At 47.7% G+C, this 20757-nt stretch carries 18 protein-coding genes; 6 read left to right on the forward strand and 12 right to left on the reverse strand.

The window, feature by feature from the left end:
• Positions 1 to 18: 18 nt before the first annotated feature.
• The 3 genes from ABV409_RS07300 to murA all read left to right on the forward strand — a co-directional run bounded on the left by ABV409_RS07300 (position 19) and on the right by murA (position 2366).
• Positions 19 to 306, forward strand: coding sequence for a DUF493 family protein (locus ABV409_RS07300; protein ID WP_353876921.1), 288 nt, complete (start codon positions 19 to 21; stop codon positions 304 to 306).
• 85 nt (positions 307 to 391) lie between these two features.
• Complete coding sequence (locus ABV409_RS07305; RefSeq protein WP_353876922.1) at positions 392 to 1045, forward strand: DUF4290 domain-containing protein; 654 nt, start codon at positions 392 to 394, stop codon at positions 1043 to 1045.
• 13 nt (positions 1046 to 1058) lie between these two features.
• Positions 1059 to 2366: a UDP-N-acetylglucosamine 1-carboxyvinyltransferase gene (murA, locus tag ABV409_RS07310; protein ID WP_353876923.1), complete on the forward strand. Its 1308-nt coding sequence runs from the start codon at positions 1059 to 1061 to the stop codon at positions 2364 to 2366.
• A 13-nt stretch (positions 2367 to 2379) separates the two neighbouring features.
• On the opposite strand, the gene ABV409_RS07315 is transcribed toward murA, so the two are convergent.
• From ABV409_RS07315 to ABV409_RS07340, 6 genes are all read right to left on the reverse strand, one after another.
• Positions 2380 to 2814: a BLUF domain-containing protein gene (locus ABV409_RS07315; RefSeq protein ID WP_353876924.1), complete on the reverse strand. Its 435-nt coding sequence runs from the start codon at positions 2812 to 2814 to the stop codon at positions 2380 to 2382.
• Positions 2815 to 2894: 80 nt separating this feature from the next.
• The gene (locus tag ABV409_RS07320) at positions 2895 to 3896 is read right to left on the reverse strand and encodes a pirin family protein (protein ID WP_353876925.1); all 1002 of its coding nucleotides are present in this window, start codon (positions 3894 to 3896) and stop codon (positions 2895 to 2897) included.
• Positions 3897 to 3900: 4 nt separating this feature from the next.
• A complete protein-coding gene (locus ABV409_RS07325; RefSeq protein ID WP_425589997.1) occupies positions 3901 to 5265 on the reverse strand; it encodes an amidohydrolase in 1365 nt (454 codons plus the stop codon).
• A 118-nt stretch (positions 5266 to 5383) separates the two neighbouring features.
• Complete coding sequence (locus ABV409_RS07330) at positions 5384 to 6694, reverse strand: cryptochrome/photolyase family protein (protein ID WP_353876927.1); 1311 nt, start codon at positions 6692 to 6694, stop codon at positions 5384 to 5386.
• Positions 6694 to 7386 carry an SDR family NAD(P)-dependent oxidoreductase gene (locus ABV409_RS07335; RefSeq protein ID WP_353876928.1) on the reverse strand — a complete coding sequence of 231 codons (693 nt, stop codon included), beginning with the start codon at positions 7384 to 7386 and terminating at the stop codon, positions 6694 to 6696. Before ABV409_RS07335 ends, ABV409_RS07330 begins: the two co-directional genes overlap by 1 nt.
• Position 7387: 1 nt before the next feature.
• Complete coding sequence (locus tag ABV409_RS07340; RefSeq protein ID WP_353876929.1) at positions 7388 to 7885, reverse strand: SRPBCC family protein; 498 nt, start codon at positions 7883 to 7885, stop codon at positions 7388 to 7390.
• Positions 7886 to 8054: 169 nt separating this feature from the next.
• Between ABV409_RS07340 and ABV409_RS07345 the strand changes: the two genes are divergently transcribed.
• Complete coding sequence (locus tag ABV409_RS07345; RefSeq protein ID WP_353876930.1) at positions 8055 to 9191, forward strand: T9SS C-terminal target domain-containing protein; 1137 nt, start codon at positions 8055 to 8057, stop codon at positions 9189 to 9191.
• 89 nt (positions 9192 to 9280) lie between these two features.
• Entirely contained in the window at positions 9281 to 10129 is an 849-nt protein-coding gene (locus ABV409_RS07350) for a DUF2911 domain-containing protein (RefSeq protein ID WP_353876931.1), read from the forward strand.
• Positions 10130 to 10177: 48 nt separating this feature from the next.
• Here the strand turns inward: ABV409_RS07350 and ABV409_RS07355 are convergent, their stop codons facing one another.
• The 6 genes from ABV409_RS07355 to ABV409_RS07380 all read right to left on the reverse strand — a co-directional run bounded on the left by ABV409_RS07355 (position 10178) and on the right by ABV409_RS07380 (position 17486).
• Positions 10178 to 11884 carry a sodium:solute symporter family protein gene (locus ABV409_RS07355; RefSeq protein ID WP_353876932.1) on the reverse strand — a complete coding sequence of 569 codons (1707 nt, stop codon included), beginning with the start codon at positions 11882 to 11884 and terminating at the stop codon, positions 10178 to 10180.
• Positions 11885 to 11986: 102 nt separating this feature from the next.
• Positions 11987 to 14518, reverse strand: coding sequence for a PIG-L family deacetylase (locus ABV409_RS07360; RefSeq protein WP_353876933.1), 2532 nt, complete (start codon positions 14516 to 14518; stop codon positions 11987 to 11989).
• Positions 14519 to 14602: 84 nt separating this feature from the next.
• Positions 14603 to 15562 carry a septum formation inhibitor Maf gene (locus ABV409_RS07365; RefSeq protein WP_353876934.1) on the reverse strand — a complete coding sequence of 320 codons (960 nt, stop codon included), beginning with the start codon at positions 15560 to 15562 and terminating at the stop codon, positions 14603 to 14605.
• Positions 15563 to 15597: 35 nt separating this feature from the next.
• Positions 15598 to 16197 (reverse strand): Maf family nucleotide pyrophosphatase, encoded by a 600-nt coding sequence (locus tag ABV409_RS07370; protein ID WP_353878152.1) that lies wholly within the window; start codon positions 16195 to 16197, stop codon positions 15598 to 15600.
• Positions 16190 to 16717, reverse strand: coding sequence for a KdsC family phosphatase (locus ABV409_RS07375; RefSeq protein ID WP_353876935.1), 528 nt, complete (start codon positions 16715 to 16717; stop codon positions 16190 to 16192). The genes ABV409_RS07370 and ABV409_RS07375 overlap by 8 nt, the downstream gene beginning before the upstream one ends.
• Positions 16701 to 17486 (reverse strand): Rossmann-like and DUF2520 domain-containing protein, encoded by a 786-nt coding sequence (locus tag ABV409_RS07380; RefSeq protein ID WP_353876936.1) that lies wholly within the window; start codon positions 17484 to 17486, stop codon positions 16701 to 16703. The genes ABV409_RS07375 and ABV409_RS07380 overlap by 17 nt, the downstream gene beginning before the upstream one ends.
• A gap of 91 nt (positions 17487 to 17577) precedes the next feature.
• Here ABV409_RS07380 and ABV409_RS07385 point away from each other — a divergent pair, with 91 nt between their 5' ends.
• Positions 17578 to 20751: a cytochrome c biogenesis protein gene (locus ABV409_RS07385; RefSeq protein ID WP_353876937.1), complete on the forward strand. Its 3174-nt coding sequence runs from the start codon at positions 17578 to 17580 to the stop codon at positions 20749 to 20751.
• Positions 20752 to 20757: the final 6 nt, after the last annotated feature.

Here is a 20757-nt window from a genome sequence, read left to right on the forward strand (position 1 = left end):
ATTTGTAAAAAATTAAGCATGGATACCCAAAAGTCCGATGAATTTTACAATCGTTTACGCGAACAGCTCTTGGAAGACAGTACCTGGCCTTCCACCTACCTCTACAAGTTCATAGTACCCACGGATACCGAAAAGATCGGACGGATACAAGCGATTTTCGACGTTCCGGGAGCGGTCATTGAATCCAAACAATCGAAAAAAGGGACCTATACCAGCGTGTCGATTACCCTGAAGGCCAAAGACCCCGATGCGATTATCGAAAAGTATAAGGAAGTCGCTGTTATCGAGGGTGTAATTTCCCTTTAATGGCAGTGGAATGCCATAATTTTAGTAATTTGCGTACGTAAATACGATACTTCCAGATTTTTGTATCACCTATAAACTTTCCAGATTGAATTTAGTAGACAACCTCGAATACAATACAGAGCGGTCAAAGCTTTTTATACCTGAATACGGCCGTCACTTTCAAAAAATGGTCGATCATGCGGTCTCTATAGCCGACCGTGAAGAACGGAATAAGGTCGCCCAATCCATCATCAGTGTAATGGGCAATTTGCAACCGCACTTACGTGATGTACCCGATTTCCAGCATAAGTTGTGGGATCAACTGTTTATCATGTCCGACTTTAAATTGGATGTCGATTCGCCCTTTCCGATCACTTCGAAAGAGGTGTTGCAACAACGCCCCGATCCTTTGGAATACCCGCAGAATTTTCCGAAATACCGATTTTATGGAAACAACATCAAGCGAATGATCGATGTTGCAGTGTCCTGGGAAAAAGGGGATATGCGTGACGGGCTTGAATATGCCATTGCCAATCACATGAAAAAATGTTATCTCAATTGGAACAAGGATTCCGTTGAAGATTCGGCCATCTTCGGTCATCTCAAGGAGTTGAGTGATGGTCAAATCGATTTGGCACCCGACGGTGAAAGCCTGACCGAGAGCACCCAATTCTTGAAAAACCGTATTCAAAAGTCGAACCGTAGCAACAATAACAACAACAAAAAGCAACGGAACAACCGCAATAAAAAACGTTACTAGGAAACGAATCCACATGGGTACATTTCGAATTGAAGGAGGGCAACGGCTGCAAGGCGAGATCATGCCCCAAGGTGCCAAGAATGAAGCACTACAGATTCTATGCGCCGTATTACTGACGGCCGAGGAAGTAAGCATCACCAACATTCCGGACATTGTCGACGTCAACAAACTGATCGCCCTATTGGAAGACCTTGGGGTGAAGATCCAGAAAAAGGGAAAGGGCAGTTATACTTTTAAGGCCGATGACGTTAACCTCGACTACCTCCAATCAGATAAATTCAAACAAGACGGGCGCGGGCTGCGCGGTTCGATCATGTTGGTCGGACCACTCTTGGGACGTTTCGGAAAAGGATACATACCAAAACCCGGGGGCGATAAGATCGGAAGGCGTCGTTTGGATACCCATTTTGAAGGCTTTATCAAGTTGGGGGCCCGTTTTCGCTACAACAGGGAAGAGTATTTTTATGGCGTAGAGGCCGAGAAACTACAGGGTACCTACATGCTATTGGACGAAGCCTCGGTAACAGGAACGGCCAATATCGTGATGGCTGCCGTGTTGGCCGAAGGTACGACCACTATTTACAATGCCGCTTGCGAACCCTACCTACAACAACTTTGCAAAATGCTCGTTCGCATGGGTGCGAAAATATCAGGCATCGGTTCAAATTTGTTGACCATAGAGGGAGTTCAGGAGTTAGGGGGTACCGAACACGCCATGCTTCCGGATATGATCGAGATCGGAAGTTGGATCGGTTTGGCGGCCATGACCCAAAGTGAATTGACCATTAAGAACGTTAGCTGGGATAATCTGGGACAGATTCCGAACGCTTTTCAAAAATTGGGTATCACGATCGAAAAACGGAACGATGATATCTACATTCCGGCACACGAATCGGGCTATGAGGTCCAAAATTACATCGATGGGTCCATCCTGACCATTGCCGATGCCCCTTGGCCGGGCTTGACCCCTGATCTCTTGAGTATCTTACTGGTTACGGCCATCCAGGCAAGGGGAGAGGTGGTCATCCATCAAAAAATGTTCGAAAGCCGGCTGTTCTTTGTAGATAAACTGTTGGATATGGGGGCCAAGATCATTCTCTGTGATCCACACAGGGCGACCGTGATCGGTCATGACTTCAAATCGAGCCTCAAGGCAACGACCATGACCTCACCCGACATTCGGGCAGGGGTTTCCTTGCTGATTGCCGCGCTATCCGCTAAAGGGGTGTCTACCATCCACAATATCGAACAAATCGATCGCGGATATGAGAATATTGACGAGCGTTTGCGCGCGATCGGAGCGAAGATTACCCGGGTTTAAGTAGGCTTTCCAGTTAGTGGTCCGCCTTCGAGAATAGGATTTCCTTGACGTTTTCGAAAAAAGGAATGGCGATTTTGTTAGGTTCCATAAATACGCCTGAAGCATTGAAAATCGTATCGATCTGTTTCAACTTGATGTTGGCCGAAGTACCGTTTTGACCATAATCATGAAATGCCATGCTCCAATCCTTGAACAAGCGATCATTCCGCTGTTCCTCACAGATCACGGTGATTTCATGATGTCTGTCATCATTACTGATTTTCTCGAACAAAGTCTTGACCTTGTCGTCTTCGCCTTCAAGCAGTTGTAAAAATTGGTTGTTGTGAAACAACAAGCAGCCCGTGATATCATTGTACACGTTACGATCTCTGGCATCGCTAAGCATGTGGTAGATTTGCGACACCTCAAAAGATTCACTGGCTACCGATCGGTATACAAGCGAAATCATAAATCTATTTATTGTTTATTGGTTGTTACTCAAATATAGGCGATTGAGCGCGGTTTTACAACGCAACGGGTACTTCCGGACTATTTTTCGACAAGGCATCCATCAGGATATTTGGCAAAACGACCCCGTTCGACAGCATGCACGTTGTCGGGGTAAGGCCAGGGCCACCCTCCGAACTGGGTCAACCGATATTCTTGCATGGCTTGTTCGATCTCGGCTTGGGTATTCATGACGAACGGCCCGTATTTGGCAACGGGTTCGGCAATAGGCTTGCCTTGTAAGAGTATGAAATGCCCTTGCTCATTACCATTGACGAGGGAAGTTTCAACGGTAGGGTCCAAAACAATACCTTGATTGGGTCCGTATTCCTTAGCCCCTATTTTTAGTGAAGACCCCTGGTAAAAATATAGGGTGCGATTCACCGTTTTCGAGGCTTTGGGTAGGGTTATGCTTGCCAGGGCATCGATCTTCAAATTCCATATGGCCACTTCGTTTTCCGCTATAGCGGCCCATGAGTCCGGGGCAGGTGCAACCGCCTCTTGCCCCTTGTAACTGCCCGCGATGACTTTGACTTGTCCACCGTCTTCCGCTACCAAGGGAATATCTTCATGCCAAAGCATCTTGAAATGTGGTGCGACGAACTTACTGGCCTTCGGAAGGTTCAACCATATTTGGAAGAGTTCTAACGGATTGGGTTTGTCGGTATGGATCAAAGGAAACATTTCGGAGTGTTGTACCCCACTGCCAGCGGTCATCCATTGCACATCGCCTTCCCCGAACCTACCTGCCGCCCCGAGGGAATCGGAATGGTCACAGAACCCCTTGTTCACAATGGTAATGGTCTCGAAACCCCGGTGGGGGTGGTACGGAAACCCCGGTATGCTGGTACCGTGATACATACGCCATCCGTCTTTTAGGGTAAAATCGTTACCGAGGTTCCTTTCTGCCAAGGATGCTTCGTCGACACCCAATTGCCCGTTCCCTTTAGGGTAATGATCCAAATGGTATACGCTGAACAAAAAGGGATCTTGGGTTTGCCAAGGGAAACCCAGGTCAAAACTTTGCAATACGGGGTCACTCATGGGCTTAGTTTTCTCCGATTGGAGGTGGGCCGTCGATCATGGCTTCATAGACCTCATCCCCTTTTCGCATTTTGAATTCCTCTTTGACTTCGGCCACCAGCTTTTCGTTCTCGAAAAGATCGACCATGGTCATGGCCATGGCTTTTGAGGCATAGCTCATGCCCTTATGGCCGATGCTCATGGCCCCACAGGCTACTACGGCCCAAGAATGCCACGGGGTGTCTTTGGGAGCGGTGGTCACGCTTAAATTGATGTTAGGTACGTTCCAGCTCACATCGGCGACATCGGTCGATCCCCCTCCAGGAAACTCCTCCGTAGCCCGTAAAGGATTGATGTTGCTGTCCATTCCGACCTCCGGTTTGCCCGTTGCTCGCTGAATGGCCTTCCCAAAAGCTACCTCTTCTTTGGTGTAAGCTATCGGCCCAAGGAGTTCGAGATTGCCCTGCATGATCTCACCTCCTCTGCGATTGACCAACATCTCGTAAATGCCTGAAACCAGCGATATTTTGTAGTCGACATTGGCCATGATCGCCGCACCTTCGGCCATCTTTTTCACCTGCTCATAGGTCGGGAGCATGACTTTACGTTTTGGGTCCCTGACCCGTACCCAGATTTTAGAATAGTCGGGTACGACATTGACCACCTGGCCCCCATCTTGGATGTGGTAATGGATCCTCGATGTCGGCTTGATATGTTCTCGGTAATAATTGATCCCCGTGGTATAGAGTTCCAAGGCATCGGAGGCACTACGTCCGTTCCAGGGATCGGCGGATGCATGGGCGGCTTGTCCATAAAACTCGACGATGAAATCGATCAAGGATAACCCGCTTTGTACATCGGCTTCTATATTCGCACCGGGGTGCCAACTGATGTTCACATCCACATCATCCCAAAGGCCCGCTTCGACCATCCAGACTTTGGCAAAGTATTTTTCCTCGGCAGGCGTTCCTAAAAATTTGATGGTTCCCTTGATTTTCCCTTCCTGCATCAACTCTTTAATAGCAATGGCGGCACCAAGACTTGCGGTTCCGAACATGTTATGGCCGCAGCCGTGACCGGATCCGCCCGGTACCAAAGGGTCTTTTTCCGGACTTCTTTTTTGTGAAAGTCCAGGTAGGGCATCAAACTCCCCCAAAATACTGATTACGGGGCTACCTGAACCGTATACCGCGGTAAAGGCCGTCGGAATATCGGCCACACCTCGTTTGACGTTAAATCCGTTCTTTTCGGCATAGTCGGCTAAAATTCTTGAAGATCCGCTCTCATTGAAGGCTGTTTCAGCCAACTCCCAAATGGAATCGCTGATCGCGATCAAATCGCTTTCGTGGTTTTCGATGGAACTGATGACCTTCTTTTTGCTCGATGTCATTTTTTGTCCCATTAAAGGGATGCTACACAGCAAACAACACAGGGAGATGTAGATGGTTTTCATTTTCGGATGGAATAATTGGTTTCGAGTATAAGATAACCCAAAAAACCGAAAGAAATCAACCCACCGCGGCTTTGTAGGTTTCGAGGCAGCGTTCACGGGCGAACTTATGGTCGACCATGGGCAAAGGGTAGGTGAGTTCATTCAATTCAGGCACCCATTTTTGGATATAGGTTTGCTGCTTATCGAATTTCTGCACTTGGGTCGTGGGATTGAAAATCCGGAAATAAGGGGCGGCATCGACCCCACTGCCAGCGGCCCATTGCCAGTTACCCACATTACTGGCTAATTCAAAATCAAGCAATTTTTCGGCAAAGTAAGCCTCGCCCCACCGCCAATCGATCAATAAATGCTTACAAAGGAAACTGGCGACCAGCATGCGCACCCTATTGTGCATATACCCCGTCGCATTCAATTCACGCATTCCGGCATCGACCAAATGGTAGCCGGTCATGCCCGTTTTCCAACGTTCGAAATCGTCTGGGTCGTTGCGCCAAGCGATGCGGTCATATTTGGGTTTGAACGCACGATCGACGGTATGCGGAAAGTGCCAAAGGATCTGCATGAAAAATTCCCTCCAAATCAACTCACTCCAAAAGACCTCGTTCTTTGAAGCGATGGCCTTACGCATCATTTTACGGATAGAAACCGTTCCGAATCGGAGGTGGGGGCCCAACCGGGAAGTGCCCTTTTCCTTGGCCGGAAAATTCCGGGTAGCCTCATAATTTTCGATAAGCTCCTTGGTCGCTACGAAATCGGGAACGCTGATCGATGCATCTTGAAACCCCATTTCGGCCAGGGAGACTGGAGAAGGCAATGGTCCTGAATAACAATTGCCGAGTATCGAAAGCGTATCGTATTCGATCAATTGCAGCGCGGGGTTGAACTGTGATTTCCAACGGTTTTTGTATGGGGTGTACACCACGTAGGGCGCCCCGTCGTCCTTGGTGACTTCCCCTTTCTCGAAGATTACTTGGTCTTTAAAGGTCTTAAAACCTACCTTGTTTTCCGAAAGTAAGGCTGCGATATGCCCGTCACGCTTATTAGCATACGGCTCATAGTCGTGATTGGTGTAGACCGTTTCGAGCTGGTAATCGGTCATCAGTTGTTCGAAAATAGCTTCCGGTTTTCCGTAAGCGATGTACATACCACCACTTTGATGTGCCTTGAGTTCAGCCTGCATGGTGTTCAAGGCCCTGAAAATAAAGTATACCCGGGGGTCGTCTTTCGGGAGTTTGGCCAACAATTCCGGATCGAAAATGAAAAGCGGAATGACCGGAACATCCCCTTTCAAAGCGTTGTAGAAACCGACATTGTCATCCAGTCTTAAATCCCTACGGAACCAAAATACCGCAACCCGTTTTCCCATTAATTGACGTTTAAGGTCGACATACCGCCATCGATTCCGATGATCTGTCCGGTGACCCAGCTGCTTTGGTCCCTTAACAAGAAGCTGGCCAATTCGGCGATTTCTTCAGGGTGCCCATAGCGTTTCATCGGGTGCCGGGCAGCCATCAATTCCTTTTTACGATCGTTGCCGAGCAAACGTGATGCCAAAGGGGTATCGACCAATGAGGGGGCGATGGCGTTAAATCGAATTTTAGGCGCGTATTCTGCCGCCATTGATTTTACAAAGCCTTCTACCGCGCCTTTAGCGGCAGCGATACTGCTGTGGAAAGGCATCCCGGTAGTTACTGCGACCGTGCTGAAAAAGAGCATGCTAGAACCTTCGGCCATTCTAGGGAGCACCGTTTTCAGCACTTTGACCATAGCAAAGAAATTGAGTTCCATAGCCTCGTAAAAAGACTCTGTAGACAACATCTTGAAAGGTTTCAGATTGATACTTCCTGGCAGAAAGGCGAAACCATGGATGGTTTCGGGCAATTGCGTAGGGTCCAATACATCAGTGGTCGCATCGAAAGGAATGTATGTCAGATCTTCCGATTCCAGCTCAGGTCGTGTGCGTGAAGCAACGGTAATTTGGTGTTCACCCACAAGTTTTTGTATGAGTTCATGCCCAATACCATGGGACCCTCCGATAAGAAGGATGTGCTTTTTCATATCAAATCGCTTTTAGGGTTAATGAATGCTGCGCTCCAGGTACCGAGCCGAACAATTCGGTCAACCTAGTTTCACGATATTCAAAAATGCGTTTCAATTGTTTTTTAACCAACAGGGGGTGGGCCAAACGGCCTAAGATTCCGAATGGCAATTTATAGTCGATGATATCTTCCATTTCGACCCCTTCCGGCGTCTCTTTGATGAAGTGTTTGTGATGCCATAGGGCGTAGGGCCCGAAACGTTGTTCGTCAACAAAATAGTCCCCTTCCTTCACATGGGTGATTTCAGTGACCCATTTGGTTGAAATACCCGCGAAGGGCTTCACGATATATTGAATGATCTGCCCTTGGAACATCGGGCGGTCAGCTCCCGATAAGATGATGAAACCCATATGGTCCGGGGTGATGACTTTGAGGTTTTTGGGGTCTGAAAGAAAATCCCAGGCTTCTTTCTTCGTAATGGGAAAGGACTGCTTTGCGTGAAGCTGATATAATTTCATTGGGTATTTTTTACAAAGATAATCCAACTATGTTTAAATAAAAATCAAAAAAGTTAAACAAAACTAAAGTTGAGCTAGGAAATGGCGTTCGTCCTGGAATTTGGGGCTTTAACGTGCTTTTCGTAAAGGGGTCCTACAAAATCGTATTTTGCGTTCAAACCGATCATTCTTGAGAACCGTCCTTTTTGTTTTTTGTGCACTCTTCGGGGCTTGGTCCTTTTCCCAAAGCGATATCCGTGTATTGGGTGAGTTGCCTGAATCCTTGGTCGAAAGTTCCGGATTGCTATTCTACAACGGTAACCTCATAACGCACAATGATTCGGGAGGGGAGGCCCGATTGTACGAATTGGACACCACTTCCTTAGCGGTCGTTCGCACCGTATCCCTCTCAAATCAAGGCAATATCGATTGGGAGGATCTTGCTCAAGATGACGACTATATCTATATCGGTGATTTCGGAAACAATAATGGATCCCGCAGGGATTTGGCCATTCTCCGAATCGCAAAAACCGATTATAATGCCTCCGATACCGTTGCTGCCGAACGTATCGAATTCGCTTATGGTGACCAGCTGGATTTTTCAGGTTCCGAGAACAGTGATTTCGATGCCGAGGCCCTGATCGTGTTAGGGGATGATTTGATTGTATTGACGAAACAATGGCAGCAATTGGGTACCGTGGCCTACCGGATTCCCAAGACACCCGGGACGTTCGTAGCTGAACGAATAGGGGCGTTCCCTATCAATGGTTTGGTGACGGCAGCGACATTTGATGCCGCTTCCAATACCTTATATCTATTGGGTTATTCCCAATTATTGGTTCCTTTTTTCGCGACTTTCACCGATGTAACATCCAACGCTTTGTTCGATGGACAATTCACCAAAACCGATCTCAACATCGTACCGGCTCAGATGGAAGCCTTAGCCTTGATAGGCCCTCGTTTTTATGCTACTAGCGAAGCCTTTGTCAACGCCCCGATCATCGATACGGCCGCGCGTTTGTTTTCTTTTGGATTGGATGGGATGGATGGGGAAGGACCCCAACCAGGGCCGGAACCTGAAGTACCCCAAGAAAGTTTGGTGGTCTTCAAGACTTTCGGGGCGACCCAATTGGGTTATGTATTGAATACCGATAAGGCGATCATCGCCATGGGGATTTATGATGCAAGTGGCCGGTTGGTACGTTATGTGCCCTTGGAAGCGATAACGGATAATGATATCGATATTTCCGATTTACAGCAATCGTTATATTACCTCGCCTTTTTGCTTCCGGATGGGATCCTATCAGCCCCGTTCTTTAGGGATTGACCTTCTTATATTTAAGTATTCGTTAACAAATCAGGCTACCCATAATAAGTAGTTTTGTGGGTCTAACACACCTATTTAAATCCGTTACAATGAAAAAATTACTTGTAGGTTGCTTCGTCGGCCTTTTAAGTGCAGGCCTTTGGGCGCAAATGCAAACCCCGCAACCGAGCCCCTTCTCTAGGATGGAGCAGCAGGTCGGTTTGACCGAAGTTACCGTAGAATACTCCAGACCTTCTATGCGGGGTCGTGCCGTTTTCGGTAATTTGGTTCCTTACGATGCGCTTTGGCGAACCGGTGCGAACAAAAACACCGTTGTCAGCTTTAGCGACGACGTGACCGTTCAAGGAAAGGAACTCAAAGCCGGTAGTTATGCGATCTTTACCAAACCGGGAGAGGCCGTTTGGGAAGTGATCTTCTACAGTGACACAGAAAATTGGGGTACCCCAAGGGAATGGGACGATTCAAAAGTCGCTGCCATAGTCAAGACCGAGGTTTTGAAAATGGAAATGCCGGTCGAGACCTTCACAATGACCATCGATGACCTCCATAACAATGGGGCCGCTTTGGGAATGCTGTGGGAAAATGTGTACGTCGGGGTAAAATTCGAAGTGCCTACCGTTGATAAGGCGGTCAAGAGTATCGAGGCCGTAATGGCGGGTCCGAGTGCCGGAGATTATTATTCGGCCGCTTCGTACTACTTTGCTGAAGGCAAGGATTTGGCAAAAGCCAAAGAGTGGATCGACCAAGCGGTTGCCAAAGACACCGAAGGCCGCATGTACTGGGTGATGCGTCGCCAATCACTGATCTATGCCAAAATGGGTGATAAGTCGGGTGCTGTCAGTGCCGCCAAAAAATCCTTGGCCGCTGCTGAAAAGGCAGGTAATATGGACTATGTTAAAATGAACAAGGACTCCTTAAAAGAGTGGGGCGCTTTGTAAAAGATGTAGCACAAGCACAATTTCAAACCCCGAGCAATCGGGGTTTTTTTATGTCTTTATAGGGGGCTTGCCCAACAAACGGTCGAACCCTTCAAGTAAGAGCGCGAAAAAGATGACCAAGGCACATCCGAAGGCGTTCAGCCATAAATACGACATCCAATCACGGCTCCATCCGATAATCACGATGACCTGGGTCAATAAGGCCGCGATGAATACCGCATTGCCCCTGACGTGTTTGAAAAAGAAGGCCAACAGAAAGATGCCCAGTACATTGCCATAAAAGATGGATCCAATGATATTGACCAACTGGATCAAGTTGTCGAATAAATTCGCCACACAGGCAATAATGATGGCAATGATCCCCCAAAGCAAGGTAAAGCCTTTGGTGGCCCACACATAATGTTTCTCGGTCAATGTCCGGCCCACATTGCGTTTGTATAGGTCAAGGGCGGTGGTGGTCCCTAAAGCGTTCAATTCGGAGGCCGTAGACGACATAGCGGCCGATAAGATCACTGCCAACAACAAGCCTACGAGTCCGCGCGGTAGATTGTTCAGAATAAAATGGATGAATACATAATCCTTGTCATTGGTCTCTATGCTGTCGTCTGCTTGTTGGATCAACGTGCGGGCTGCCATTCGATTGCTTTTTTCAAGGGTATTGATTCGAAGCATTTCGCTTTCAGCCAGTTCCAAAGCATTCGATTCACCCAACTTCAAAGCTGTGGCATACTCATTTTGCGCGGCTACTTTTTCGTCTTCCAATTCAGCATGTTCCCCTTGAAGTACTGAATACGCTTCACCCTGTTCCGAATCCATCACCGCTTCCGTGGCTGCCGGATTGAAATTCAAAGGGGAACTGTTGTACTGGTAAAAAACGAAAACCATGACCCCTACCAAGAGAATAAAGAATTGCATGGGGATCTTGAGGAGCCCATTGAATATCAACCCGAGTTGGCTTTCTTTCACCGATTTCCCTGATAAATAGCGCTGTACTTGGCTTTGATCCGTTCCGAAATAGGCAAGTGCTAAAAAGAACCCTCCGGTGATCCCACTCCAAAACGTATACCGGTTTTGGGTATCGAAATCAAAGCTCAGGATTTCAAGTTTTCCATTGGCCCCGGCAATTTGGAGCGCTTGGGAGAATGATATATCGGATGGCAGGCTACCTAGAATGAAAAAAAACGCGAAAAACATCCCTACCATGATGATGAACATCTGCTGTTTCTGGGTCACGCTGACTGCTTTGGTCCCTCCGGTTACCGTGTAGGCAATGACCAAAATACCAATGATGATATTCAGCGTTCGCAGGTCCCAACCCAAAACGGCGGAAAGGATGATCGAAGGAGCGAATATGGTGATTCCGGCTGCCAACCCGCGCTGTATCAAGAACAAAATGGCCGTAAGCGTTCGGGTCTTAAGGTCAAAACGGCTTTCAAGCAGTTCATAAGCCGTATATACTTTCAATTTATGGTAGATAGGGATGAAAACCGCACAGATGACGATCATGGCCAATGGAAGGCCAAAATAGAATTGAACGAACCCCATGCCATCATGAAAGGCTTGCCCTGGCGTTGATAGAAAGGTGATCGCACTGGCTTGGGTCGCCATAACCGAAAGACCGATGGTCCACCATTTGGCATCCTTACCACCTTTGACATAGTCTTCAACGTTCTTACTGCCTTGGGTTTTCCAGACCCCATAGCCTACGATAAAGAGAAGGGTACATCCTAAAACGATCCAGTCGAGTATGGCCATGGGTCAGGTATTCGATTGCATGATGAAATAAAACAGCAAAATGTACAGGGCGTTCATGAGCAACACCAAAGTGTAGGCTTTTTTCCAAACGATTTTTGACATTTATCCTTTGATTTGGTCTTCTTTGCTGATTTCCTTACCCAACGAAAGCATGTTGGCAAAAAGTTTATAGGCACCGGATACCCCCGCAGGAAGTTCCCTGAAAAAACTTAAACCCGTATAGATGTAGTTGCCCTTGCCATAAGGCGCCACAAGCAGGCTACCTTGTTTTTGTGATTCCCCTTCATCGGCCATGGTTAAAATCGGGGTAAATTCATCACCCCATTCGTTCGGAAAATACAATCCCCGTTCCTGCACCCAACCATCGAAATCGGAGCTACTGATGGCGTTCGGAAAATTCACCAAGGCATGGTCTTTAGCCAAAATGGAGACTTCGGCGTGCTCATCGGTGACCCGATCCCTTGATATGGTCAACGGGTAGGGGGCAATGTTTTCGAATTGCCCACGCCAACGGTTGGCCGTGTTGTATTGTACGATTAAATTGCCCCCTTGTTCAACATAATCAAGCAAATGGTTTTGTTTGAATTTTAGGGCTTCGACCACATTGTAGGCCCGAATTCCGACAACGATACCATCGTACTTGGCCAAGGACCCGGCTTCGATTTCATCGACGTTGATCAGATGGACTTGGTAACCGATCTGTGTCAAACTTTCCGGGACTTTGTCGCCGGCTCCGACGATATAACCTATATGCTCCCCGCTTTTTTGGATGTTCAATCGGACGACTTTGGCTTTGGCATCCGACAATACGGATTGTTTTGGGATGTGATCGTAATCGATTTCGATCAACTGTTTTCCATAGGTCATACCTGCTGATTCAACGACGGCCCTGACGAAGCCTTCATTTTCGGAAGGCGGAGGGGTAACCGTAAAATAGACGTTTTGGGTTTCCCCTTTTTGGGCGATGTCGACCTCAACGCTAGCGGGATTCACTTTCCATCCAGAAGGGAGGTCCAATCGAGCGACTCCGGAAACGTCGTTTTTGCCTGCTCGGACCTTGACGGCGACCTGTTTGGGTTGGTCATCAGCGAAAATGACCACATCGTCTTCCATCGCAGCCGTTACTTGTGGTAGCACGACAAAAGGTTCGTAAAGTTCCCCTTTGTCAGGTTTCGAATACCTATACACGACGGGTTTTTGAAAGCGAACGGTAGTGCCGTTCAAATCAAGTGTGAAAACAGCTTGGTAGGCGGCTGGGGTCTCTGGTTTCCCGATGAGATTCCGATCCCTGACATCATACATGCCCAAAGTCCCCTTTCGGTTGAGCCAATACGGATTGGAATAGGGCTGCGTGGTCGCGACTTGCAATTCCAAATCAAGGTTTTCCTTGATGTTTTCCCCTAATTTCTTGGCTGGGGTTATTTTTGCGTCAGTCCCCGCAATGGTAATATCCTTTAATTCGAATGGACTACGACTACGGTTCAACACCTCAAAATTGATTTTTGCGGTTTCTCCTGGCACTACGGAAGCATTTTCGGCACTTGCTTCAAGATACATTCCGGCACATGCCAGGATGATTTCCTGCAATTGAGGACTTTTCAAAGCCTTCCAATGCGCATCTTCACTTTGTTGTAGTAATTCATAAGCCTTCACTAAATCCGGTACGTGGGTCGAAGGATCGGCGAAATTGAAATCGCGTTCGACCTTATCCAAAATCGCTCCTATGGCTTTTCCGCCTTCCATTCGAGACCAAGTCGTATTGATTCCATCGAACAGGTCGGACTTGTCGTTGGGTAGATCCCCTTTCAACAATTCGATGTATTCCGATTGGCTGCCTCGGGTGGTTAATCTTCCGAATCCCTGGCATAGGTGTTGGCTGCTTGCCTTAGCCGCGATTTCATTGTTTGAAAGTCCAAGACTAGGATAATAAACACCAATATCCATTTGAAGCATTTGTGATTTATCGGCTTTCTCAAAATTTTCCCTCGAACCATAAAACCACCAGGAGGTATTGAAGAATAACCTTCTTGGCTGCCAAGGTGATGTAGCTGAGAGTTGTTCTGGATACGACTTTGGATCGTTCGCAAGATCAAAGGCCTCATGGCTCAGCATGGCCGATGCCGTGTGATGGCCATGGGTACGGCCTGGGGTCCGATGATCAAATCGATTGATGATGATATCGGGTTTCAATTGGCGGATGCTCCAAATCACATCGCCCAGTACTTCTTTTTCATCCCAGATTTCCAAAGTTTCTTTCGGATGTTTTGAAAAACCGAAATCATTGGCCCTGCTAAAGCGTTGTTCACCACCATCGACACCTCGTGCCGCTAACAATTCTTGGGTGCGCAACACACCGAGGTACTCGCGAAGTTCGGCGCCGATGAGGTTTTGGCCACCATCACCCCGGGTTAGTGAGAGATACACGGTCTGGGCTTTCACCTCATTCGATAAGTACGAGATAAGGCGTGTATTCTCATCGTCTGGGTGGGCCGCCACATAGAGTGCGGTTCCTAAAAAGTTGAGCTTTTGCAGCTCATGATGGATTTCGGTAGCGTTTCGTTGTTTGGGTCTTTGGGCGATCAGGGAGCTGTAAGAACTGACAAAAAGGAGCAGCAATGCCCAGGAAATTCGCATAGTCGGCACGTTTAGTTGTTCCCAAATATAGAAAGATAAGCCCCGGAACGCGGCACATTTAGAACTTCTTTAACAGCCGATCGTTTAAAGACCCAAGCTGTCGCGCAGCGGAAGGAATTCGTTGGAATTCTGTCGCCAATACGGACTGATCAAGCGCTTCATTTTGGTTCCGGTCGAACGTAATACTTTAGCATTGGAGCCATACCCACTCATGAATTCTTCCGTCCAACCTTCAATGGTATGCGGAAAGGCTGAAGTAAATTGGATCTCCAGTTTTCGTATCCCCCCTTCATACTCCAAGGTATAGGTCGAAATGCCTTCTTCCGTGGTCAATCGGGCCGTTGCATCGTAGGCACCGATTTCACGGTGTTTAAGGCGAAAGAACTCCAAAGCGGGAATAATCGTTATTGCTCCTGTGGGCAATCCTTGAGGGTCGATACGGATTTTGTTCCATATCTCGTTTTCCAACAATGCCTTTGGTAAGGAACTTTGGGTATCGGCTTCCCCTTCAAAATAGGAATGCGCCGTATAATCGAATTGCTCGCGATTGTTCAGTTGGGCATAGATATGGCCACACCATTCTTGCATAGACAGACTGGTCTTAATAGCATGTTGGTGATCCCCGACTGGGTAGAAAGTACTGCTCATGATGGAGTAGGGGTAAATTCCGGTCAGGTATTTTTTGGTAGCGTTAAGTTTGAGAACCGGAACATTGTTCGCATTGTTTCCATCGGCTTTAACTTGTGCATCGGGTAAAAATGGTTCAGTCACGTATATCAACACCGAAGTGCCTTCCCGTAATTCGCCATATCGCGCCTGTTCCAATTTATACGAAGTGATTTCGGCATTGCCGGCATACCAGTATTTTTTGAATTCACGCGAAAGGGGTTTGGGCTCCGCTTTGACTTCAGCGATACCGGAATCCGCGCCATTTAGGGCAAGTTCTTTTTCACTTGCTGTGGTTTTGTTTTGGCAACTGCCCAAAATAAGGCCCAACAGTACGATAACACCAGTGGATAAACGAAAGGATTGTAGCAATTTCATAGCGATCGGTTTGTGGTAAAGGTAGCTATGAAATTTTAGGGGGCCATATCCATTAACGTTTTGTAAACTAACTGGGTAGGTAAGCCCACAACGTTGGTATACGAACCTGAAATCGCTTCGATACCGATCAACCCCAACCATTCTTGGATGCCATAGGCCCCCGCCTTATCGAATGGGGCACATTGTTGGATGTAGTAATCGATTTCGGCTTGTGAAAGGGTAGCGAATTTGACCTTGGTGGTAGCGCTGACCGTTTTTTGCCCCTGTTGACGGCTAAAACACACAGCGGTGATGACTTCGTGCCAATCGCTCGACAGTGTTTTCAACATGGCTTCGGCCTCATGACGGTCGGCTGCTTTGGCTAGCGAGCGACCCTTATGCCAGACTACGGTATCGGAGGTAATCAATATTTCGTTCTTTGCCAAGTCGGCAAGATGGACGGATGCCTTGAGTTCGGCTAGATAGCTAGCGATAGCTTCGCCTTTTAATTGCTCAGGAAAATCTTCTACCATTGGCTTGAGGCGAATTTCAAAAGGCAGTCCCAATTCTTCGAAAAAGCGTTTGCGTCTCGGGGATCCGGATGCCAAAACGATGCGGTGCCCATGCAACCGCTTTACCAATGGATGCTCAGTCATTCTTTGCACTGAAATTGGTGTTCCAATCCCCCCTGACCTTTAAGACCTGTTCGATGATATCGCGCACACAACCTTCACCACCGTTTTTATGGGAAACATAGTCGGCAATGGCCTTAACCTCTGCCACTGCGTTTTGTGGGCAGGTCGCCAAAGCCACTTTTTGCATTGGGGGAATGTCGGGGAGGTCGTCACCCATATAGACCGTTTCGGAAGGGTCGATCCCATGCTTGGCCAAAAATTCCTGAAGGGGTTCGGTCTTGTGATGGGCCCCGAGATAAATATCGGTAACCCCTAATCCTTCTAGGCGTTTTCGGACCCCTTCATTGCTGCCGCCGGAAATAATGCAGACTTTATACCCCTTCATAAGGGCGGTTTTCAGTGCATACCCATCTTTAACGTTCATCTTGCGGAGCATTTCGCCTTCTGTGGTGATCAACAAACTACCATCGGTAAACACCCCATCGACGTCGAAGATGAAGGTTGAAATCCCATTGAGGTATTCTTTATAGTTTTTTTTCATATTCCTGTTTGATCGATTCGCTCAAAATGCGATATATCTTTTGATGTTCGGGTTCTTGCAATTGGTTTAAGTGGTTCTCAATGGTCACTGAATCCGCACGACGTGCTGGTCCGGTCTGAGCTGCTCTAGGTCCTATTTCCAAGGCCTTACGTACGGTTTCTTGTACCAAGGGCCCCAAAAGGTCAAAAGGCAGTTCGGCTTCGCGCAACACCTTTTCACCAAGGCCAAGTAAATGGTTTGTAAAGTTATTTGCAAATACAGCGGCCAGATGTAATTTTCGGCGTTGTTGCGAATCGACCTTATGCACCGAATCGGAAAGGGCATGGGCCAATTCAAGCAAAAGATCTTCGTCGCTCGGATGCAGGGCTTCGACGCATATCGGGATGTTTTGAAACACCATCGGTTGACCCTTTGAAAAAGTCTGAAGCGGATAAAAAACCCCTTTTCTTTGCGGCAGTAGCACTTCCATTGGGGTGTTGCCCGAGGTATGTACGACCAAGCCTTTTCTTGCTTTCACATGTTCGGAAACTTCGGCAATGGCCCTGTCACTGACCGCAATACAATAGATGTCGGCCTCGATGATCGCCTTGGGATCGGAAGTAAAGCGCAGCTGGTCGAATTGAGATCGCTCCTCGCTCTTTGGGCGCCCGAACACCTGTCTAACCTCGAAGTCTTTACATGCCTCGATAGCTGTGAAAAGATGTTGTGCCAGATTGCCCGTTCCTAAGATTACGATTGAGCGCATGGTCAAAAGTACGAACTTGCCCACGGATTAACATTTTTGTTCAACGTTTTAATCGTTGGGGAGCTGAAAGGAAACCCAAAAAGGCCGTATTTTTGCATCCCAAAGATCACGGGGCATGCTCGAACTACTCAAAAAGACCTTGTTTTCAACCCGCTTAATGGCGGTGCTGTTCATCCTTTTCGCGACCGCTATGGCCTTCGGAACTTTCATTGAGAGTTGGTATAGCACTGAAACGGCACGTATCTACATTTACAATGCGACCTGGTTCGAAGCCATCATGGTTTTTTTCGTAATCAATTTTACCGGCAATATATACCGTTATCGGTTGTTACAGTGGAAGAAGTGGCCCGTTCTGGTGCTACACCTTTCTTGGATCTTGATCATTATAGGGGCCTTCGTTACGCGTTATATTAGTTTTGAAGGGATGATGCCCATTCGGGAGGGACAGGCGGAAAACGTCTTCTATTCCGACAAGACCTTTTTGACCGCCTACATTGATGGTGATATCGATGGACAGACCAAGCGCCGTATTTTGGAAGACGATATCCTAGTAACCCCTGAAGGCTTGCGAAGCAGCTTGCCTTGGAAAACCGATTTCAACGGACAGGAATTCAGCATTTCCTACACGGATTTCATTAAGGGGGCCAAAGAAGGGTTGATCGACGACCCGCAAGGGGACGCTTTTTTGAAGATCGTCGAATCGGGCGATGGCCAACGTCACGAACATTATTTGCAAGACGGGCAGGTGGCCAGTATACACAATGTACTTTTTGCTTTGAACCGACCGACACAAGGGGCCATCAACATCGGAGTCCAAAATGGGGAGTATACCTTGCAGACGCCTTTCGAAGGTGGTTTTATGCGTATGGCCGACCAATTTCAAGGCGGGGTGGTAAAAGACAGTGTACAGCCCTTGCAATTACGCAGTTTATACTCCTTGGCCGGAATGCAGTTCGTCATTCCCGAATCTTTGACAAGGGGACGTTATGGCATTGTACCCGTCCCTGAAACGGAGCGCACGGAACAAACCCGGGATGCCTTGGTCGTAACCGTCGCATCAGGTGGATCCCAGCAAGAAGTGACCTTGTTGGGCGGAAAAGGGGCTTCGAATTTTTCCGGAAACCTATCCATTGGTGGACTTTCCTTTTCATTGCGATACGGATCCAAAGAACACGAGTTGCCGTTTCGGGTACGCCTCAACGATTTTATTGCAGAAAAATATCCTGGTACGACCAATAGTTATGCCTCTTTTATGAGCAAGATCACCGTCGAGGATGATCGCCCATTCGATTACGATATTTTTATGAACCACGTGCTGGACCACCAGGGGTATCGCTTTTTCCAATCCAGTTTCCATCCAGATGAAAAAGGGACGATTTTGTCGGTCAACCATGATGTTTGGGGCACCTGGATCACCTATATCGGATATTTCTTGTTGTACATTGGTTTGATGGGCATCCTCTTTTTCGGAAAGACCCGTTTTGGTGAGTTGGCCTCCCAACTCGAAAAGATCAAACGGAAAAAAGCGACCTTGTCGCTAATCGTATTGTTGGCAACACTTCCAGCTTTGAATGCGCAACAGAACGGCAACGGGCATGCCGGACATACGGTGCTACCTACCGCAGCGCAGACTGATTCCATATTGCGGGCAACGACGGTTTCGAAAGACCATGCCGAACGTTTCGGGGCCTTGGTCATCCAAGATGAAGGGGGGCGTATGAAACCTTTACATACCTTTTCTTCCGAATTATTGCGCAAGCTGAGTGGTAGCAATACGTACGAGGATATGGATGCCAACCAGGTATTTTTATCCATGATGCTCCATCCGCAGGCTTGGTTGAATGTTGAGTTCATTTATTTAGGCAAGCGGGAGAACGATAGCATCCGTGAGATTTTTTCGCTTCCCAAGGATCGGAAGTTCGCTAAGGCGACCGACTTTTTCGATGCCACGGGCATGTATAAATTGAAGCCCTATTTACAAGAGGCCACTTCAACCACCAATCCGAACCAATTCCAAAAGGATTTCATTAAGGCCCACGAACGTTTCAGTCTGTTGAGTACCGCCTTAAGTGGTGAGATCGTTAAAATATTCCCGTTGTTGGATGATGAGAACAACAAATGGATTTCGGCGGTAGAGTTCCGTTCCGGACAACATCAAGTAACCGATTCCCTCTACGCCAACTTCATGCAGAATGGGATACCGTATTACTTGGGAACCGTACGAATGGGCATCGATTCCGGTGATTACACCCAAGCCGATGAGCTTTTGGGGGCCTTTCATCAAAACCAAGAGAACCATGGTTCAGAGGTATTGCCGTCAAAAGAAAAAATCAATACCGAAATCCTGTACAACAAGCTGGATTTGTTCAACCGGCTCTATCGTTATTATGCCATGGTCGGTCTTTCGCTTTTCTTGGTTCTGGTCTTACGGATTTTCAAAGAGCGCGAGATTTGGAAAGCCGCCACCTATTTTTTAAAGGGCATCATATGGGTGTTCTTTGTATGGCACACCGCGGGCCTCATCCTGCGATGGTACATTTCGGGACACGCACCTTGGAGCGATGCTTATGAAAGCATCCTCTATGTTTCATGGGCTACGATCGGCATGGGACTGGCCTTCGGACGCAAGAGTGATTTGACTATAGCATCAAGCGCCTTCGTAACCTCAATGCTCTTGTGGATCGCCCATCAAAGCTGGGTCGATCCCTCCATCGCCAATTTGGTTCCGGTACTCGATAGTTATTGGTTGATGATCCATGTGGCGGTCATTGTAGGCAGTTACGGGCCATTGACCGTGGGTATGATCTTAGGTGTGGTTTCCTTATTGTTGATCGTATTGACGACCAAGGAAAACAAAGCCCGTATGGAACTCAATTTAAAGGAGTTGACCATCATCAATGAATTGGCCTTGACCGTAGGGCTGATCATGCTGACCATAGGAAACTTTTTAGGGGGGCAATGGGCCAATGAAAGTTGGGGGCGCTATTGGGGATGGGATCCCAAAGAGACCTGGGCCTTGATTTCGATCATGATCTATGCCTTTGTGCTCCACATGCGTTTGGTTCCCGGTCTTCGTGGAAGATGGACCTTTAATTTCGCTAGCATCATTGCATTTGCCAGCATTATGATGACCTATTTCGGAGTGAATTTTTACTTGGTCGGGTTACACAGTTATGCCAGTGGCGACCAAGTGATCACCCCCAGCTTCGTCTGGTATACGGTCTTCGGGGTGATTGTGCTTGGGGCGCTAAGTTTTTGGCGTTATCGCATGCATTATAAACAGGCTTGATCTTTG

Origin of the sequence: Flagellimonas algarum, from assembly GCF_040513375.1 — a bacterium.
In the GTDB taxonomy this organism is placed as follows: domain Bacteria; phylum Bacteroidota; class Bacteroidia; order Flavobacteriales; family Flavobacteriaceae; genus Flagellimonas_B; species Flagellimonas_B algarum.